The sequence below is a fragment of the Phenylobacterium sp. T106 genome (genome assembly GCF_057219735.1).
Map to the genome: position 1 here is coordinate 46,103 of NZ_JBXVWA010000011.1, position 14,472 is coordinate 60,574.

11 protein-coding genes are annotated in these 14,472 nt (G+C 71.3%); 2 read left to right on the plus strand and 9 right to left on the minus strand.

Features of this window, described 5'->3' with window-relative positions; all coding sequences use genetic code 11:
* Positions 1 to 4: 4 nt before the first annotated feature.
* From AC2D8W_RS19900 to AC2D8W_RS19920, 5 genes are all read right to left on the minus strand, one after another.
* Positions 5 to 2,644: a DUF3604 domain-containing protein gene (locus AC2D8W_RS19900; RefSeq protein WP_484672992.1), complete on the minus strand. Its 2,640-nt coding sequence runs from the start codon at positions 2,642 to 2,644 to the stop codon at positions 5 to 7.
* A complete protein-coding gene (locus AC2D8W_RS19905; RefSeq protein ID WP_484672993.1) occupies positions 2,641 to 3,837 on the minus strand; it encodes a HupE/UreJ family protein in 1,197 nt (398 codons plus the stop codon). The genes AC2D8W_RS19900 and AC2D8W_RS19905 overlap by 4 nt, the downstream gene beginning before the upstream one ends.
* Before the next feature lie 37 nt (positions 3,838 to 3,874).
* Entirely contained in the window at positions 3,875 to 5,359 is a 1,485-nt protein-coding gene (locus tag AC2D8W_RS19910; protein WP_484672994.1) for a sulfatase family protein, read from the minus strand.
* A 25-nt stretch (positions 5,360 to 5,384) separates the two neighbouring features.
* Positions 5,385 to 6,341, minus strand: coding sequence for a formylglycine-generating enzyme family protein (locus tag AC2D8W_RS19915; protein ID WP_484672995.1), 957 nt, complete (start codon positions 6,339 to 6,341; stop codon positions 5,385 to 5,387).
* A 76-nt stretch (positions 6,342 to 6,417) separates the two neighbouring features.
* A complete protein-coding gene (locus AC2D8W_RS19920; RefSeq protein WP_484672996.1) occupies positions 6,418 to 7,149 on the minus strand; it encodes a TetR/AcrR family transcriptional regulator in 732 nt (243 codons plus the stop codon).
* A gap of 196 nt (positions 7,150 to 7,345) precedes the next feature.
* Here AC2D8W_RS19920 and AC2D8W_RS19925 point away from each other — a divergent pair, with 196 nt between their 5' ends.
* On the plus strand, positions 7,346 to 8,308 hold the full coding sequence (locus AC2D8W_RS19925; RefSeq protein ID WP_484672997.1) for an alpha/beta hydrolase family protein: 963 nt from the start codon (positions 7,346 to 7,348) through the stop codon (positions 8,306 to 8,308).
* Positions 8,309 to 8,441: 133 nt separating this feature from the next.
* The gene (locus tag AC2D8W_RS19930; protein WP_484672998.1) at positions 8,442 to 10,715 is read left to right on the plus strand and encodes a TonB-dependent receptor; all 2,274 of its coding nucleotides are present in this window, start codon (positions 8,442 to 8,444) and stop codon (positions 10,713 to 10,715) included.
* A 36-nt stretch (positions 10,716 to 10,751) separates the two neighbouring features.
* On the opposite strand, the gene AC2D8W_RS19935 is transcribed toward AC2D8W_RS19930, so the two are convergent.
* From AC2D8W_RS19935 to AC2D8W_RS19950, 4 genes are all read right to left on the minus strand, one after another.
* Positions 10,752 to 11,339: a TetR/AcrR family transcriptional regulator gene (locus AC2D8W_RS19935; RefSeq protein ID WP_293479329.1), complete on the minus strand. Its 588-nt coding sequence runs from the start codon at positions 11,337 to 11,339 to the stop codon at positions 10,752 to 10,754.
* Positions 11,340 to 11,526: 187 nt separating this feature from the next.
* Entirely contained in the window at positions 11,527 to 11,868 is a 342-nt protein-coding gene (locus AC2D8W_RS19940; RefSeq protein WP_484672999.1) for an EthD domain-containing protein, read from the minus strand.
* Positions 11,865 to 13,418, minus strand: coding sequence for a flavin-containing monooxygenase (locus tag AC2D8W_RS19945; protein ID WP_484673000.1), 1,554 nt, complete (start codon positions 13,416 to 13,418; stop codon positions 11,865 to 11,867). The genes AC2D8W_RS19940 and AC2D8W_RS19945 overlap by 4 nt, the downstream gene beginning before the upstream one ends.
* Positions 13,419 to 13,488: 70 nt before the next feature.
* Entirely contained in the window at positions 13,489 to 14,385 is an 897-nt protein-coding gene (locus tag AC2D8W_RS19950) for an SDR family NAD(P)-dependent oxidoreductase (protein WP_484673001.1), read from the minus strand.
* Between the last annotated feature and the right edge of the window lie 87 nt (positions 14,386 to 14,472).

Here is a 14,472-nt window from a genome sequence, read left to right on the forward strand (position 1 = left end):
GCCTTCATCGCCGGCGCGTGGCGCGTCCGACCCACCAGGGGCTGGACCACGCGGTGGCGCCGTCGGCCTGGACGACGCGGACGTAGTAGCTGTCGCCGTCCTTCGGCGCTTCGGCGTCGGCGAAGCTGAAGGTGCGGTCGCGCTCCACGGCCGGCGTGATCTGGCGCACCGTGATCCTGTCGTCCGAGGCGCTGGAGGCGCTCGTCGTCCCCGAGGCGTTCAGGGCGGGCTTCACCGCGAGGCGCCGCGGCTCGGCTGCGGCGGCGGGCGTTTCCAGCGTCTCCTGCAGGATCGTGGCGCCGCCCTGGTTGAGGGTCACCTCGACCTTCGCGCCGGTCGCCGGGCCGGCCAGCTTGAGGCGCACCGCCTTGGCGAAGCCGCGGGTCGCCAGCCGGAACGTCACGGTGTCCGCTGCGCCAGGCTGCGGCCGCACCCATTCCGTCAGGTAATTGAGGGCCTCCACCTGGGGGCTGTAGGCGGCCTCGATACGGGCGCCGGCGACCTTGATCGTCCCGGTCCAGGCGCGACCCGCGCGCGAGGGCTCGAGCAGCCTGGCGGGCTCGGACGTCGACCAGAACTCCACCTCCACGAACGTCCCGTCCGCGGCGCCGGCGGGCGTGTCGAAGGCGCGGACCTCGTGGTCCTTCCCGTTCTTGACCAGGGTGATCGACTGGATCGGGGCCGTCCCGTGGACGACGCCGTCGATCCTGCGGCGCGCTCCGGCCGGGGTCACGGCGCCCATCTCGTGCCCATCGAGCGTGGCCTTCAGGATGATGCGGTCGCTGGTGGTGGCGTAGGTGCGGCGCTGCTTGATGGCGTCGAACAGGATGTCGCGGTCCTTGCGCGGCGCCATGACGGCCGCGACGCCGCCCGTGCCGTCGAAATAGAACCGCCCCAGCGGCCGCATCTTGTAGCCCGGGTGGCCCAGGTGGTCGTCGCCCGCGCCCACGAAGCCCAGCTGGAAGCCGTTGGCGAGGTAGCGCCGGCCCAGCCACTCGAACGCCCCGTGCTCCGAGACGATCTCCACCACCGGTTCGAGGCCGGCGTCGTTTTGGCTGGCGTCGGCCGTCATGTGCGCATGCGGGATCACCAGCACGTCCTTCGGCGCGTAGTGCTTGCGCAGGCCGCGGTAGAGGTCGGGCAGGGCGGGGTAGAGCTGGCTGGGCACCGGCTCCACCTTGTCGAGGCCGCGGAAGATCACGTTGTGGTGGCCGCCGTAGGCCGCGAGCACGGTCCACTCGTAGCCCATGTAGGTGATGAACCGGCCCGGCTGGTCGTACTTGCGCGCGCCCTCGCGGATCTGCTCCCACTCGTGGGCGTCCATCCAGAGGTCGTGCTCGGTCAGGCTGACGAAATCGAGCCGGGACTCGTCGCGGGCGAACTGGAAGTAGCCGTCCACGGTCCCCATGCCCTCCGAGAAGCCGCAGTGGCCGTGGGTCTCGCCCCAGTAGATGCGGGTGGTCGGCTTCGCCTCCACCAGGACGGGGTTGGCCTCGCCCATGAAGCGCCCGTCCTCCGAGACGATCTCGAAGCGATGCACGCCGGGCTCGGCGATCCGGACGTCCTTGAGGACCGTGATCGCCTGGGCCGAAGCGGGGATCCTGCGGAACTCCCGGCCGTCCAGCTTTACGATCCAGGCCGGCGCGCCGCCGGTGGCGAGGTTGCGGAAGCGGTCCTCCGTGCGGATCGACACCTCGAACGGCTCGTCGACGCCGACGATCGAGGGGGCGAAGCCGTGCACGCCGCCGGCCGGGCCGCCCAGCAGGGGCTGGCTGACCTCGCGCGGGGTGAGCAGCAGTCCGTTGGCCTCGGTCAGGATCCAGAACGGGAACCGCACCGCGGTGTTGGAGACCTGGAACAGCTGCAGGCCCTTGCTGCCGCGCGACCGGTCGCCGTAGGTGACCGTCACCGTGTCGCCGGGGCGAAGCTCGCCCTCCGCCACCTTGAAGAAGACGCGGGGCATCTCGCCGATGCCCAGGCTGGTCGAGAACATCCCGGCGATCGGATAGGTCTCGCGCACGATCCTCACCGCCCGGTTCGAGGTGCGGCACGACACGTAGTTGTCGGCGTGGGGGTCGGCGGCCTGCAGCTCGGCGAACGAGAAGTAGAAGTGGTTCGGGAGCACCACGCCGCCGCCGACGCGGATCGGGGCCTCGCCGACGGTGTAGGTCTGCTCGAACTGGACGTAGCTGTCGACGTGCCAGGGCCCCTCCGTCCGGGCCGTCACCTCGCCGCAGAGCCGGGGGTTCTTCTCCAGCGCCGAGAGCGTGCGGACGAACTGGTCGATGGCGGCCAGGCTGCGGGCGCGGGCGCGCTCGCCGATGGTCGGGAAGCCGGGCGCGTTGACGCCGGTGATGACCGACGGCAGGTCCGGATGCAGGTAGATCCCTGTCAGCGAGAGCGCGTTCATCCACGCGTAGAGCACCGCGCTGCGCGGCCGCACGTTCGAGAGGTCCGTGGGCCGGGCCGCGACGTCCTGTTTCAGGGTCTCGACCTGGCGTCGCAGGGAGCCGCTCATGTGGTCGCCGGGCGCGGCAGGCTCGGGCTTGAGCAGCGTCTGCGTGGCCGCCCACCCGAGCGGGGGCGCGGCGACGCCGGCGACCAGCAGGGCCTGCAGCGCGCGGCGGCGGTTCATAGGCGTCATGGCGTGCCTCCCAGGCCCGGCGCGGCCGGGCCGAACTCGATGACGATGCGGTGTGCGGTCCAGACGACCCCGATCAGCGCCGCGCCGAGGGCGACCGGGCGCCGGAGCCGTTGCGGATCGAGCGAGACCCGGGCGGCGAGGCGCAGCGCGACGACGACCGTGGCGATGACCGAGAGCTGGGCGACCTCGACCCCGATGTTGAACGCGGCCAGCGCGGCGATCTCGGCGCCCCGTGGCAGGCCCGCGTCGCGCAGCGCCGCTGCGAAGCCCAGGCCGTGCAGGAGCCCGAACCCGAAGACGAGCGCGAGGCGTCCCCAGCCCACGGCCTCGGGCCCGCGCAGCGACATCAGCGCCGCCAAGGCGATCGAGAGGGTGATGGCGGGCTCCACGAGCGCGGCGGGCGCGGCCACGAACCCCAGCGCGGCGAGGCTCAGGGTGATCGAGTGGGCGACGGTGAACGTCGTGACGAGCCGGGCCAGCGGCCCGAACCGCGGCGCGCCCATGGCCAGGGCGACGATGAACAGGAGGTGGTCCGGTCCGCCCGGGACGATATGGCCGAAGCCGAGGCCCAGGAACCGCAGCGCCTCCTGCGCCGCGTCCAGCCAGGGGCGCGGCCCGGCGAGGCGGAACGCGGGACTCTGCTGGCCGTCCGTGAGCGGCGCGGTCACCGTCCGTCCGTCGGGATAGCGCACGGAGACGAACGCCGGCCCGAGGCTGGGCGGCAACGCGATGTCGATCGCCACCGTCCCCGGCGGCGCGCGGGCGGCGATCCGGATCGGGGCCGACGGCTGCGGGCTCCCGCGCGGCGTGAGGGCCTCGGCGCGCACGTCCGCGGGCGATGGGAAGCTGACCGTCAGGTCCTCGATCACGCGGCGGTCGGCGCGCAGGGTCAGCATCTCCGCGAGCTGCCGTTCGACGGCGGCCCCGCGGGCGGCGATCTTCGCGTCGCTCAGGGCCGCCAGACGGCCCGCCGCCGCCTCGTCGGGCGCGGCCTGGGGCGCGCCCAGGATCATCGGGGTCAGATGGACCCGGAGCGCCACGTCCAGGGTCCCGCCCGGGGCGATCCGCACCTCGGCGAGCGCGTGCGGCAGGTCGTGCGCCTGGCCGCCGCGACCGGCCATGAGCGTGAGCAGCGCCGCTAGGACGGCGAGGGCCAGCAGGCGCCGCCCCGCGCGCGCCGGCTGCGTCGTCATGGCGAAGTCCATCGCGCCGCCCCCCGCCGGCAGGGCCTCAGATGGGCACCGTGAACGGGGTCCCGCAGACGTTGTAGGTGGTGGCCGGACGGGACGGCCAGCGCGGATCCTGCATGTCGCGCGACCACTGATCGAAGGCCTTCTCGAGCTGGCGGACCTTCTCGGGGTGCTTGTCCGCGAGGTTCGTCGTCTCGTTGAGGTCGCTCTTCAGGTTGAAGAGCAGCGTGTACTTGCCGTCGAGGCTCTTCCACAGCTTCCAGTCGCCCTGGCGGATGGAGGCCAGCGGCCGCCGGCGCCACATCAGGGCGTCGTGGGGGACGCCCGTCTTCTGGCCGGTCAGGTAGGGGGCCAGGTCGACGCCGTCGTAGACCCGGTCCGTGGGCAGCGACCCGCCGGCCGCGGCGATCACCGTCGGGAAGATGTCGAGCGTGGAGACGACGTTCCGGTAGACCTGACCGCCCTTCAGGCGCGCGGGCCACCGCATCATCATGGGAATGCGCACGCCGCCCTCGTAGTGCGTGAGCTTGCCGCCGCGCAGGGGCTCGCAGGCGCACATGCCGGGATAGTAGGAGGCGCAGCCGTTGTCCGAGATGAAGTAAACGATGGTGTTCTCCGCCTCGCCCGAGGCGTCCACGGCCTTCAGGACCTCGCCGACCGCGTCGTCGAGCGCCGAAACCATCGCCGCGTAGATGCGGTTCTGCTCGTCTTTGATGTGCGGGAAGCGGTCGTAGTACTTCCGGGTCACCGTCAGGGGATCATGGGGCGCGGTGAAGGCGAGGTAGAGGAAGTAGGGCTGATCCGACGCCGCGTTGCGGGTGACGAATTCGACCCCGCGCCGGCCGAAGTACTCGGTCAGGTACTCCTGGTGGTTGTCGACCACCTTCCGCTCGGGCCCCTCGACGATCTGGGTGTACTGGTTGCGGCGCGCGGCGTTGCCGCCTTCGCCCTCGCGGCGCGGGTTCACGAAGTTGACCACCTCGGGCCGGCGGATGTCGATGTAGCTGGTCGCCCCGCTCAGCAGGCCGACGAACTCGTCGTAGCCGCGGTTGGTCGGGTAGAACTGGGCCTGGGCGCCCAGGTGCCATTTCCCGATCAGCCCGGTGCGGTAGCCGTTGGACTTCAGCCCGCTGCCCAGCGTGATCTCGTTGACGTCGAGGCCCAGGCCTTCCTGCGCGTCGCGCGACGCGGGCCCGTTGTTGAACTCGAAGCCGAAGCGCTGCTGGTAGCGTCCGGTCTGCGTGCCGGCGCGCGAGGGACTGCAGACGGGGGCGGTCGAGTAGCCGTCGGTGAACTTCACGCCCTCGTTGCCGATCCGGTCGATGTTGGGGGTGCTGATCCGCCGGATGCCGTAGGCCGAGATGTCGGCATAGCCCAGGTCGTCGGCCATGATGACGATCACGTTCGGCTGCTTCTGCGCCGCGCGCGGCTTGCCCAGCTGCCCGCCGCCGGCGCCCGTGCAGCCGGCCAGCGCCAGGGCCGCGCACAAGAGCGCCGCCAGGCCAGATCCCAATGTTCCGCGCATCTCGGCTCTCCGTCCGTCAGGCATGTCAGGTGCGGCGCTGCGCCAGCCGGCCGGCGCGCGCGGTGAACTTCGAGGGCTCCACGACACAGCGGAAACCCACATGCATCAGGGCGCTCTCGGGCGTCGCATGGGCCCGCGCCGTCGCCCGGAACCCCTGGCAGAAGGTGGGGTCGCAGAGGAACGAGCCGCCGCGCTGCACCCGTTCCCCGATGCCCCGGTCGGCCGGCTTCGCGGCGTCGTACGGCCGGTACCAGGACGCGGTCCATTCCCAGACGTTGCCGGCCATGTCCGTGAGGCCCGAGGGCGCTTCCCCGAACGCGCCCACCGGCGCGGTGGTGCGGAAGCCGTCCTCGTTGCTGTTGTGCAGCGGGAAGGGGCCCTGCCACACGTTGGCCAGGTAGCGGCCGCCGCCCTTGAGCGAGTCCCCCAGCTTGAAGACGTGCCCTTCCGGCGTCTGGCCGAGGCGGGCGGCGCGCTCCCACTCGAACTCGGTGGGCAGGCGGGCGCCGTACGCCCGGCAGAAGGCGTCGGCGTCGCGCCAGCTGACCTGGGTAACCGGGTGGTCGTCGGCCGCCGCTGCGCCCGAGGGCCCTTCCGGACGACGCCAGTCGGCGCCTTCGACCTCGAGCCAGCCGCCGATGCGGGGATCGAAGACGCTGGCCGTGCCGTAGCGTTCGGCGTCGGTGCGGTAGCCGGTGTCCTGCACGAAGCGGCGGAACTGCGCGACGGTGACCGGGGTGCGGTCCATCAGCAGGGGCCGGGCCTCGTAGATGAACTGCGGGCGCTCGTCTGGCGGCGCCCGGTCGTCGCCGATCTGGACGCGTCCCCCGGGGATGGCGACGAGGACGGCTTGCCGGGGCTCTGCAGCGCGGGGCCCGCCGCGGCCTTCGCTCGCGGCCGCGGCCAGATACAGCGAGCCGACCAGGAGTCCGCCGACGCCTCCCAGGGCCACGAAGGCGAACTTGCCGAGGCGCAGGGCCATGACGCGACTCCAACACGAGCCGGAAAGGTGACCTACCGATCGGTAAGTGTCAAACGCCCGCGCCGGAGTCCGCCGGTCAGCGGCGCATCAGGCCGCCGAGCTGCATGGCGATGATCTGCTCGATGATCTCGTCCAGCGAGAGCTTGCCGTTCGGCTTGCGCCAGCGCGCCATCCACAGGATCGCGCCGATGATGCAGTGGGTGGCCACCGTGACGTCGAGGTCGGCCCGCGCCGCGCCGGAGTCCTTCAGCTCGGACAACGTCCCGCGGATGAGCTCGAAGTACTCCCGCTTGCGCGCATTGATGATCCGCCGCTTTTTCGGTCCCAGGCCGCCGGGTTCGTCGGCGACGATCGTCACCGGGTTGCCGGACCGCGACGAGACCCGCCCGATGTTCGTGAGGTGGTTGCGGATGATCAGCCGCAGCCTGGCCTCGGGATCGGCCACCTCGCGCGCCGGGTGCACGACCTCGTCGAAGAGCTCGTCCATCCCGAACGACATGATCGTGAACAGCAGGTCCTCCTTGCCCTTCACGAAATGGTAGAGGCCGGCCTTGGTGATCTTCACCGCCTCGGCGATGTCGCTCATGGAGGTGGCGGCATAGCCTTTTTCCACGAACAGCCGCGAGGCGTGGACGTAGATCTGGCGCGCCCTGTCGCCGGCGACGCGCGGGCCCTCGCGGCTGGCGACGACCAGGTCCGCGCCTTCGCCGGCCGGCGGCTTGCGGCCCTTGGCTCCTGCGCTGCGTTTCGCCGCCCCGGCGCCCGTGTCAGCCTTCGCCTTGCGGGAAGTGCGCGTCGCCGAGGTCAATCCAGCGTCTCCGGGCCATCTGAGGTCGCCGGCGCCGCGTCTGGCTGGCCGGGGCGGGCGTCGTCTGACGGGGCCTGCGTCGGCGGCATAGCACCGACGGAATCCATCTTCAAATTGTGCTCTCGGAGATTGCGCCGCGCCGCAGGCGGTGCCATGACTTGGCGCTGACCGATCGGTTAGTAGGTGAGCTGCGGCTATGCGGATGGCCTTTGCGAGGCGCGAGGTTCTGGCCGGCCTGGCGGCGGCGCCGGCGATGGGCTTCGCGGCGGCGGGGGCCGAGGTGCGCGAGACGATCGAGGGCCGGCCGACCCTCCGCAACATCCCCCGGAAGCCGGTCGGGCTGGTCTACCTCTTCCACGGGACGGGCGGCTCCGAGGCCTTCGCGACGCGCCGTCACACGCGCATCCTGACCGGGAAGCTCCTGGCGCGCGGCTACGGTGTCGCGGCCGCGCCGTCCGGGCGCCGCACGGCGCCGGTGCAGTGGGACCTCGGCAGCGTCGGGTCGGCGGAGAACGCCGACGTCGCCTACATGCTGGCGCTCCACGAGACCCTGATCCGGCGCGGCGAGATCGAGCGGGCGACTGCGGTCTTCACCACGGGCATGTCGAACGGGGGCGGGTTCGCGAACGTCTTCGGCGTGGGCGCCCTGCGGGCGGGCCTGCCGGTGCGCGCCATCGCCGACTACATGGGCCCGATCCCGGCGGCCGCGCGGCCCCCGGCCGTCGCGGCGCGCGACTATCCGCCCATGTTCCTGGTCCTGGGCGAGAACGACGGCCTCGTCTCGGCCCAGACCGTGGGGGACGTGGCCCGAAGCCTCGCCGAGACCGGCGCGACGGTCGAGCTTCACCAGCCGCGGGAGCAGGCGGTCTCGCCCGCGACCTTCGGCGCCATCGAAGGTCTCGGCGACGAGGCGCGGCGCGCGATCTTCCAGGGACTCGTGGACGCCGCCGTCCTGGATGCGGCCGGGCGCCGGCTCGTGTTCCGGGATCGCCCTGTGCTGGGCCGGCCCGAGATGGCCGAACTCGCCCGGATGATCCCGGCCGGCCCCCATTCGCGCGACGTGATGGACGAACTCCTGATCGCGTGGTCGGCGCATCAGATGCGCTCGGACTTCGCCGACGCCCAGCTGCGCTTCTTCGATCGCCACCGGGGCCGTTGATCGGCGTCCCAACCGATCGGTCGGTAAGCTGGTTGTCGGATCGGCGAACCGGTGTAGAGTGAGGCTGCAGTGGCGGGGCCAACCGCCGGCGCCGGCCCTCGGGCCGGACGTCCAGACGCACGAGGGGGAAACCGTGGGATCATTCGCTGCAGACGCCGTTCGCCCGGACACGCGCCGTTCCGGCGCCCTGACATGGCTCGCCTGCGCCTCGGTGGTCGCGCTGGCCGGGGCGGGGTCGCCCGAGGCGGCGCGCGCGCAGACGGCCGGCGCCTCCGAAGCCGTCGACGTGGGCGAGGTCCTGGTGACCGCCCGCAAGCGCGAGGAGCGCCTGCGCGACGTCCCGGTGGCCGCGTCGGTCCTCGACGTCGAGGGCCTCGAGGCGCGGGGCGGCGTCAGCGACGTGCAGACGCTGCTCTCCACCGTTCCAGGCCTGCGCTACTTCAACACCAGCACGCCGGCGAACTCCGAGATCTCGCTGCGCGGCGCCGGCACCAGCCGGGGCACCTCGGCCGAAGCCGCCGTGGGGCTCTATCGCAACGGCGCCTACATCGGCGGCGGCGGCAATCTCGGCGGACGCAACTTCTCCACCGCCGACCTCTTCGACATCGGCCGGGTCGAGGTCCTCCGCGGCACCCAGGGGGCGCTCTACGGGCGGAACGCCGTCGGCGGCTCGATCAACGTGATCTCGGCCACGCCGACGCAGTCGTTCTCGGGCTTCGCCGACTTCAAGTACGGGTTCGAGAACAACCGCTCGCAGCTGCAGCTGGTGGTGAACGTGCCGCTGTCCGACAGCGTGGCGGTGCGCCTCGGCGCCTCGGGCGTGACCCAGGGCAAGGGCTTCTTCTACGCGCCCTTCACCGATCAGTACCACGACGACGAGGAGAGCTCGCTGCTCCGCGGCCAGATCCGCTACGACAAGGACGGCCTTGTCATCAACCTCCTGGCCGAGAACCAGATCGCGCGGATTCCCGGGCTCTTCTATACCTACGCGATCCAGCCGAACGCGGCGGCCGGCTATCCTCTCGGGCTCTTCGGCAAGAAGTACGAATCCGACTGGAACACGCCGCCGGGCGCCAAGCAGAACATCGCCACCATCAACCTCGCCGTGGCGTACGACCTGGGCTGGGCGTCGGTGGACTCCACGTCGATGTACAGGCGCCGCAAGTCGCTCTCGAACTTCGACAGCGACGCCACCAACCCGGTGGCCCTGGCCGCCCAGCGCGCCCGCGGCAACCAGCTGCTGCTGACCGACACGAACCAGGGCAACGAGAACCACAACCTCGCGGAGATCCTGTTCCAGGACATCCACCTGACGGGCGCGGAGGTGAACGGGTTCACCTGGCTGGCCGGCGCGGAGCTGCTGCAGATCAAGCAGAACCAGGCCAACTTCACCACGCGCACGCCCACGGCCGCCAACCGGTCGACGGGGAACTACACGCCCACCTTCGCCCGCATCCGCTCGGTCGGGGTGTACGGCTCGGTCGGCTACCAGGTCACGGAGCAGCTCAACCTCGAGGCCGAGGGCCGCTATTCGAAGGACAAGCGCGAGGTCCAGACCAACCGGTTCGACCGGCTGACGGGCGCGGTTGTGACCACCGGCGCGCGGCTGATCACCTCCGCACGCTCGTCCCCGGACTCGGCCATCTTCAACCTGACCGCGGGCTACAAGCCGACGCCGCTGTGGCTGGTCTACGGCAAGGTGGGCACGGGCGTCCGGGCCGGCGGCTTCAACACCGCGGCCGGCGACCCGCGGCAGCCGATCCCGATCCCGCCCGCGTTCGGCGACGAGAAGTCGACGACCTACGAACTGGGGGCCAAGGGCAACATCACGCCCAACATCTACGTCACCACCTCGGTGTACCGGACCGACATCAAGGACTTCCTGGTCCAGCAGGACAACGGCTGCCTGGCGACGAACCCCGTCTGCCCGGTGTCGTCCACGAGCTTCCTGATCAACGGCGGCAAGGCCGAGATCAACGGCGTCGAGGCCGACGTGGCGATGCGGTTCGACCTCTTCGGCGGCGGCCTGCGCATCAACGCCAACGCGGCCCGGCAGAAGGGCAAGGTGGTGGCGGGACGGTTCAAGGGCGCCACGACCCCGCAGACGCCGGTCTGGAACGGGTCGCTCAACCTGGACTACCGCCACGACCTGGTCGGCGGCTTCCGCGGCTTCGCGAACGTGACCTACTCCTTCCAGAAGGGCGGCATCCAGGAGATCGAACAGTTCCCGAAGCTGCACGACAGCTACACGGTCGACGCCCGGATCGGCGTCGAGAACGGGTCGATCGAGGCGGCGCTCTACGCCACCAACGCCACCGACTACGACTACATCATCTTCGAGTCCGAGACCGTGCGGCGCTGGAACCAGCCCCGGCTGTTCGGCGCGCAGGTGCGCTACAAGTGGTGACCTGCCCCGGACGGGCGTGACGTCGCCCGTCCGGGCTCACGCAGCCGGGCCACGGAGGCCGGAGAGCAGGTTCCCGACGATCTGGTCCGAGATCTCGTCCAGCGAAAGCCGCCCGTTCGGCCGTCGCCAGCGGGCGACCCACATGATCGTGCCGATGATCGTGAACGCGGCCACGGTGGGATTCAGCTCGGGCCGCACGACGCCGCGCGCCTGAAGGGCCGTCAGCGTGTCGCGGATGAGGTCCATGTAGCGGCGCTTGCGCGCGTCGATCTCGCGCCGGCGCTCGGGGCTGAGCCCCTGGGGCTCGTCGATCACGATCGAGATCGGGTTGCGCAGGGCGCTGTCCGCGCCGACCACGTTGCGGATGTGCCGGCGGACGATGACCTCCAGGCGCGTCGCGGGATCGGCTTCGGCGAGCGCCGGCGCGATCACGTCGTGCTCCAGCTTGGCCATGCCGTGCAGCATGATCTCGTAGAGCAGATCCTCCTTGCTGGAGACGAAATGGTAGAGCCCGGCCTTGGTGAGGCCCACGGCCACCGCGATGTCGCTCATGGACGCGCCGGCGAACCCGCGCTCCAGGATCAGGGCCGACGCCTCCCGATAGATCTGGAGCCTGCGATCCATCGGCGGCGGGGGTCTTCCGAGCAAGCGGCGCCTGCCCGGCCCGCGGCCCTACTTAGCGAGCCAACCGACCGGTCGGCAAGTAGGGCGCGGGTCCGCCGTGCAGGTCCGGGTGTCATCTTGCCAGAGAGACGGCTTCGGCGGCGCCGACCCGCCTCCCGGCGCCGTCGAGGCGCCTGAGGTCGCGGGATCAGAAGATGGACTCTGCCCGGACCCAAACGACGAGCGTGCGCGAGGTGTCGAGGAAGCGGCCTTCGTCGGCGCGGATTTCGCGGGCGGCGCTGCGGCCCGCCGGGGTCAGGAGGCGGCGCTCCAGATCCTCACGCGACTCGAACTGCACGAGGGCCAGCCCGTCCCAGCGCTCCACATCGGCCGCATGCAGCTGGACGTAGCGCCGAATGCCGAGGTCGGCCGCCAGCCGGCGGACGAGGGGACCATGGACGTCCTGCCAGTGCGTGCGGAACGCGTCCGGATCCAGGTCGGCCCGACGCACCAACGTCAGGGTCATCACGGCTGAGGACGTGTCGATCATTCGGGGACGCTGGCGGCGCTCAGCCTCCGGCCGGCGGGGTCCGTGTAGCGGAACACCTCGTCGTCGAGGTCGACCGTCGGCAGGATGTCCTTCTCCCACATGTAGTCCTGGCTGTGGGCCCACTCCCGGGCGGCGCCGCTGCGGGGGAGAAGGTGCAGTCCGCGCATCAGGTAGCCCGGGTTGAAGACTTCGGCGTCGATCCAGGGCCGCAGCGGCATATCCCGCTCGCCTGGGCGCAGGGCCACGTCCACGCGGCCGGCGCCGATGGCGGCCATGTGGTTGAGCAGGCGGCAGACGAAGTCGCAGACGAGGTCCACCCGCAGGGTCCAGCTCGCGGCGCGGAAGTAGCCGAAGATCCAGGCCATGTTCGGCACGCCGGTGAACATCATTCCGCGCCAGGTGACCGTCTGCGCGAAGTCGAGCGGCTCGCCGTCGATCGCGAAGGCGATGTCGCCCAGGACCGAGATCTCGAAGCCCGTGGCTGTGACGATGATGTCGGCGTCGAGGCTCTTGCCGGAGGCCAGGCGCAGGCCCGTCTCCGTGAAGGCGTCGATCTCGTCGGTGACGACCGAGGCGAGCCCATCCCTCAGCGCCTGGAAGAGGTCTCCGTCCGGCGCCACGGCGATCCGTTGCTGCCAGGGCCGGTACTTGGGCGAGAAGTGCTCGTCCACGACCTCCTGGGGAAGGTAGGCGGCGATCGCCTTGAGGAGGTCGGCGCGGGCCCTTTCAGGGGTCTCCACCGCGCGGCGCAGGAAGCGATGCTGGTCCAGCACAATCTTCTTGCGGACGATGTCGTGGACGGTGGCCTCGTCCACGTCGAGCTCCCGCAGCGTTTCGGCCAGCGGGTGCTTGTTCTGGCCGGGCGCGAAATAGGTGGGCGAACGCTGCAGCATCGTCACGTGCGCGCAACGGCCGGCGAGGGCGGGCACCAGGGTCGCGGCCGTGGCGCCCGAGCCGATCACCACGATGCGCCGGCCGTCGGTCTCGATGTCGTCCGGCCACGTCTGGGGATGAACGATCGTCCCCTGGAAAGCGTCCATGCCGGGCCATTGCGGCGTGTAGCCCCGGGCGTGGCGATAGTAGCCCTGGCACATCCAGAGGAACCGGCAAGAGTACAGCTCAGGCGTTCCGTCCGGGCCGGCCGCCACGGACAATCGCCACAGCTGGGCGGCGCTGTCCCAGTCGGCGGCGATCACGCGGCGCTGGTACCGGATGTGGCGGCCGAGGTCGTTCTCCGAGATCGCCTCGCCCAGGTAGTCGAGGATCTGCTGCCGGCTGGCGATCGGATCGCCGCGCCAGGGCTTGAAGCGGAAGCCGAAGGTGAAGAGGTCGCTGTCGGAGCGGACCCCGGGATACCGGTGCCAGAGCCACGTGCCGCCGAAGCTCTCGAGCGCCTCGAGGACCAGGACGCTGCGATCCGGGCATTGCTGCGTCAGCTCATAGGCGGCGCCGATGCCGGAGATGCCGGCGCCGATCACCAGCACGTCCACATGCTCGGTTTGGGCAGCCGGGGCGGCGTCGGGGGAGGGGGAGGCGGCGTCTGGCGTCATGCGACGGTTTTCGGCGCACGCGCCCGCACGCGGGAGGGGCCCAGCGGACGCAGGCAGCGGACATTTCCGGTCAATCCAGCCGCCGCACCTCCCGCGGGCGGCCCGTCAGCCCATAGGTGATGCCGGCGTAGTCCGCCTTGGCCTTGGCGCCGGGGAGCGGATGGACGCGCAGCAGGCCGTTGGCCAGGTAGCCGCCATCGACGGCGAGCGCTTCCCCCGTGATGAAGGCGGCCTCGTCGCTGGCCAGGAAGGCGACCGCGTCGGCCACGTGCTCGGGCTCGCCCCGGTCCGGCCACGGCTGGATCTGGCGCACGACCCCTTCGGCGGCGTCCTCGCGGCCGTTGTGCATGAGCGGCGTGAAGATCACGCCCGGGCAGACCGCGTTCACCCGGATGCGGTGTTCGGCCAGCTCGTTGGCGGCGTTGCGGGTAAAGCTGATCACCGCCGCCTTGGCGGCGGAGTAGGGCGTCGGCAGCACGCCCCCGGCCACGCCCGCGATGGAGGCCGTGTTCACGATCACGCCGCCGCCGGTCCCGATCATTCGCCGGGCCGCATGCTTCACGCCCAGGAAGACACCCCGCGTCAGGACTGCGAAGGTGGCGTCCCAGTGGGCGACGTCAGTCTCCACGATCGGCCCGATCGCTCCGCCGATCCCGGCGTTGTTGAAGACCACGTCCAGCCGGCCGGTCAGCGCCTGACCTGCCTCCATCAGCGCTTCGACGTCGACCTCCTCCGCCACGTCGACACGTCGCCAGGTCACCCGTCCGCGGAAGCCCTCCGATTCCAGCCGGGCGACGGCCGCCTCGGCCGCCTCGGCGTTGTAGTCTCCGATCAGGACGTGCGCGCCCTCGGCCAGCAGGCGGCGCGCGGTCGCCAGGCCGATGCCGCTGGCCCCACCCGTGACGACGGCGCTGCGATCGGCGAAGCGGTCCCGTGGCGTGGTCGTGTGGGCGTTGGGGGACGACATGGGCGGACCTCTCGTGTCTCGAAGCGCCCAGGCTCACATCCTGCGCCTGCGCGCGCCAGGGGCGCGCCCGGTCACGCGCACCGGTCA

Excerpts from the sequence above, each read along its gene's own strand:
- AC2D8W_RS19925 (WP_484672997.1), top strand. The coding sequence starts at position 7,346 with ATGCGGATGGCCTTTGCGAGGCGCGAGGTTCTGGCCGGCCTGGCGGCG.
- AC2D8W_RS19940 (WP_484672999.1), bottom strand. The coding sequence starts at position 11,868 with ATGATCGACACGTCCTCAGCCGTGATGACCCTGACGTTGGTGCGTCGG.
- AC2D8W_RS19935 (WP_293479329.1), bottom strand. The coding sequence starts at position 11,339 with ATGGATCGCAGGCTCCAGATCTATCGGGAGGCGTCGGCCCTGATCCTG.
- AC2D8W_RS19950 (WP_484673001.1), bottom strand. The coding sequence starts at position 14,385 with ATGTCGTCCCCCAACGCCCACACGACCACGCCACGGGACCGCTTCGCC.
- AC2D8W_RS19900 (WP_484672992.1), bottom strand. The coding sequence starts at position 2,644 with ATGACGCCTATGAACCGCCGCCGCGCGCTGCAGGCCCTGCTGGTCGCC.
- AC2D8W_RS19945 (WP_484673000.1), bottom strand. The coding sequence starts at position 13,418 with ATGACGCCAGACGCCGCCTCCCCCTCCCCCGACGCCGCCCCGGCTGCC.
- AC2D8W_RS19910 (WP_484672994.1), bottom strand. The coding sequence starts at position 5,359 with ATGCGCGGAACATTGGGATCTGGCCTGGCGGCGCTCTTGTGCGCGGCC.
- AC2D8W_RS19915 (WP_484672995.1), bottom strand. The coding sequence starts at position 6,341 with ATGGCCCTGCGCCTCGGCAAGTTCGCCTTCGTGGCCCTGGGAGGCGTC.
- AC2D8W_RS19905 (WP_484672993.1), bottom strand. The coding sequence starts at position 3,837 with ATGACGACGCAGCCGGCGCGCGCGGGGCGGCGCCTGCTGGCCCTCGCC.